The sequence below is a fragment of the Siminovitchia sediminis genome (assembly GCF_042680885.1).
In the GTDB taxonomy this organism is placed as follows: domain Bacteria; phylum Bacillota; class Bacilli; order Bacillales; family Bacillaceae_C; genus Siminovitchia; species Siminovitchia sediminis.
This window is the reverse complement of record NZ_JBHUEO010000091.1, coordinates 1-3216: the sequence shown is the minus strand read 5'-3', so window position 1 is coordinate 3216 and position 3216 is coordinate 1. Positions and strand designations below refer to the sequence as shown.

Annotated in this window: 2 protein-coding genes; both read left to right on the top strand. The window is 42.4% G+C overall.

All coding sequences use genetic code 11. From position 1 onward, the window contains the following. Positions 1-1040: 1040 nt before the first annotated feature. Positions 1041-2489 carry an IS21 family transposase gene (gene istA, locus ACFSCZ_RS17440; RefSeq protein WP_380775738.1) on the top strand — a complete coding sequence of 483 codons (1449 nt, stop codon included), beginning with the start codon at positions 1041-1043 and terminating at the stop codon, positions 2487-2489. Then, positions 2486-3130: an IS21-like element helper ATPase IstB gene (istB, locus tag ACFSCZ_RS17435; RefSeq protein ID WP_380775736.1), complete on the top strand. Its 645-nt coding sequence runs from the start codon at positions 2486-2488 to the stop codon at positions 3128-3130. The genes istA and istB overlap by 4 nt, the downstream gene beginning before the upstream one ends. Positions 3131-3216: the final 86 nt, after the last annotated feature.

Genomic DNA, 3216 nt, shown 5'->3' with positions numbered 1-3216 from the left:
AACAGGGCAGTATCAGGATGAAATATAGAAAAGCTTTATTCGATAAACAAAGTGTTGAATCTTAATTGACGAAAGCTGTTGAGTCTTATATTTCAAAAACTGTTGATTTCTACTTGACGGTTACAAATAAATCCTACATGGACAGTTGTCTTTGTAAAAAGGGAAGTGTTTATGGAAGGTGCTGTTATAAAAATAGCGGAAAATTTTATGCTTGTGTAATTTCATTAATAAAGCATCCGATTATTGCTGATAAAGACAATTATGGTGAAAAAGGAACAAAAGCTGTTTCAACAGCTTTTGAGTCACAGGCTGTCGACTGTTGAAATCATATTAAAATAGCCCGCTTATATTATTAACAACGCCCCACTCTCTCCGGCACACTGACAATAACACAACTAAAACGTTTATCTTCATTTACGAAAGAAATAAAAAAGAGGCCTCTCAAAAATTCAGGGAATTAATGAGAAGCCTCCATATTTAGAGTGATATTACTGGCGCTTATGACCAATAAAATGACCACGGTTTGATGAAAGTCGCTCTAACCCTTGATACATCAGGGGTTTAGAGTTTCTCTTACATCATGCCGCCCATTCATCTAGTTATAAAATAGAAGAAAATACACTAAAACAATCATTAATTTGATGCGGGTTTTACCGTTCTTTTCAAATAGCGAAGAACAGAAGAAAAAAAGTCTATGAGCAAAAATATGAGCATTTTTATGAGCAATAGGTAAGGAGCTTTTCATTACCTATTTATCTACAATAACTATTACCAAGCGTATTTTTTACGCTCTTTTATGTGCCCATACAATAGGAAGAAATACGAATTAAAACAACCCTTGTTATATCAAGGCTTAGCGTTTTTTACTACTTAAAATTAAAATGTATTAATATTGTGTAGTGCAAAATAAAAGTGCAGAGTTATGAAACATAAACGTACATAACTTTGTACTTTATTTAAAAGAAAAAAGACCTTGCCAGCCATTCAAATCTTCTCTACTGTAGTTGGTGTCGAATCAATCACAGTGGAGGTCGAAAGGAATGCTGGCAATGTCTGAAATCAATTGTATCAAACTTTTAAGGAACCAGAAATCATTTTCTATCAACAAAATAGCCAAAACTTTGGGAATCAACTGGAGGACTGCCAAGAAATATGCAGATGACGACCAAGTCCCCCAGGAAAATGTTCAAAAGAAGAGCGGCATGATGTACGAAGAGTCATGGGGGGAGATTGTCTCTGACTGGTTGGCTGAAGATGAGAAGCTGAAGAGAAAGTCAAGGAGGACCAACAAAAAAATCTTTGAGGAGCTTCAGAATATGGGGTTCATCGGTTCCTATCGCACGGTCTGTTACTTCATCAAAGATTGGCGTGAAGGCAAGGAAAAGGGCGATGAGGACAGGGATCAGAATGCGGAACGGCTGCATCATCCGCCGGCTGAGGCACAGGTGGATTTTGGGATGACAGAAGCAGTAAAAGATGGGAAGGTCATCGATGTGCATTGCCTACTCCTGACTCTCCCTTACAGCAACGCAGCCTATTGCGTGCCATTGCCCAGTGAAAATCAGGAGTGCTTTTTATATGGGCTACAGACAATCTTCCACCAATTGGGCGGCGTTCCCAGAAAGGTCCGAATTGATAACCTGAAGGCGGCAGTAATTCGGCCCAGGGGAAAAAATGAGGAAGCAACATTTACAGAAGAGTTCCTCCAGTTTGCCGGCTTTTACGGATTTGAAGTGCAGGCCTGTAATCCGCGTAGCGGACATGAAAAGGGGAATGTGGAAAACAAGGTGGGGTATCTCCGTTATAATTTTGTGACACCGGCACCGGTGATTCAGAGTTTTGAACACTTGGGGGAGATTCTGAAAGAGTGTCTGACAAAGGACCGTGAACGGGTTCACTATGAGAAAGGAATCTTTATCCAAGAATTGCTGGATCAGGAGTTTCCATTCCTTTTGGCCCTGCCAGATGAGGAGTATCCCATTTTCAAGAAAGAGACAGAGAAAGCGAATAAATACGGGGAGATCACCATCGACCAGGCCAAAATACATATTCCCAAAGGGTATAACTTTGGACAGCTTCACGTAGTAAAGTACTGGGACAGATTCAAGGTACTTTCTCCTTATGGGGAAGTTCTGTTTACGGATTATCGCCCTTATATGCATAAAGGGCGGAAGATTCCCTGGCAGTCCATTTTGAAGTCCTGGCTTCAAAAGCCTAGGGTAGTCACCTACTCGCGATACTCCCCGTATCTTCCCGGCCGCATCTATGAATATATCAAAATAGACAACCTGGCCATCCGGAAGCAACGCTTGGGTTGGCTGGCCCGGATGCTTGCCACGAATGAAATGGCAGAGATCAATGAGTATTTCTATGACTTACTTGAAGAGCAGGCGGATGGTTCAGGCGAACCGGATAGACACCCGTACGAGGTAGATTGGACGAAATATGACCAGCTCCAACCGGCTCATTGGGAAAGGAGTGAAACATGATGGAGTCAGAGATAAAAAGGATGTGCAAGACACTCCGGCTGGCTTACGTTGCGGACATCTACGAGTCTATTCCCTTTGAAAACCCGGCCCAGTATCTTTCGGATGTCCTCCGGAAAGAGTTGGCGTTGAGGGAAGAGGCGAAGGTGGAGCGTCTGCTTAAAAAAGCGCGTTTCCTGAGTAGGAAAACACTTGAATCATTCCAATGGAATGAAAAGATCCACCTGCCTCCCCGGTTGGATTCAAGGGAACTATCCGCACTGCACTTTATTGAGAAGCGTGAAAATGTCATTCTGGCCGGCTCTCCTGGCACCGGAAAAACACACCTGGCAACGGGGCTTGGTCGGGCGGCCTGCCAAAAGGGATATGAAGTCCGCTTCTACCGTGTATCCGATCTGGTGGATGCCTTGACCAAGGCATGGAGGGAAGGAAAGTTCCAGCAGTTCCGAAATAAGTTTAAGAAAGTGGACCTGATCATTCTGGATGAGATGGGCTATATCCCGTTTAGCAAAGAAGGTGCCGAGCTACTGTTTCAATTGATTACTGAGTGGTATGAACAGAAGAGCCTGATTATAACTTCTAATCTGGAGTTCAGCCAATGGAACTGTTTATGGCATTCTAAAAATGTAAGGTTTGGCAGTTAATTTATGTAGGTAATTCGAATCTATGTAAATAAAAAGGCCACTTGCCAACTTCTCAAAATAACTTTAGACTCCTCGTTGGACCAACA

Bases quoted from the DNA above. Each gene is read 5' to 3' on its own strand.
- istA (WP_380775738.1), top strand. From the start codon at position 1,041: ATGCTGGCAATGTCTGAAATCAATTGTATCAAACTTTTAAGGAACCAG.
- istB (WP_380775736.1), top strand. From the start codon at position 2,486: ATGATGGAGTCAGAGATAAAAAGGATGTGCAAGACACTCCGGCTGGCT.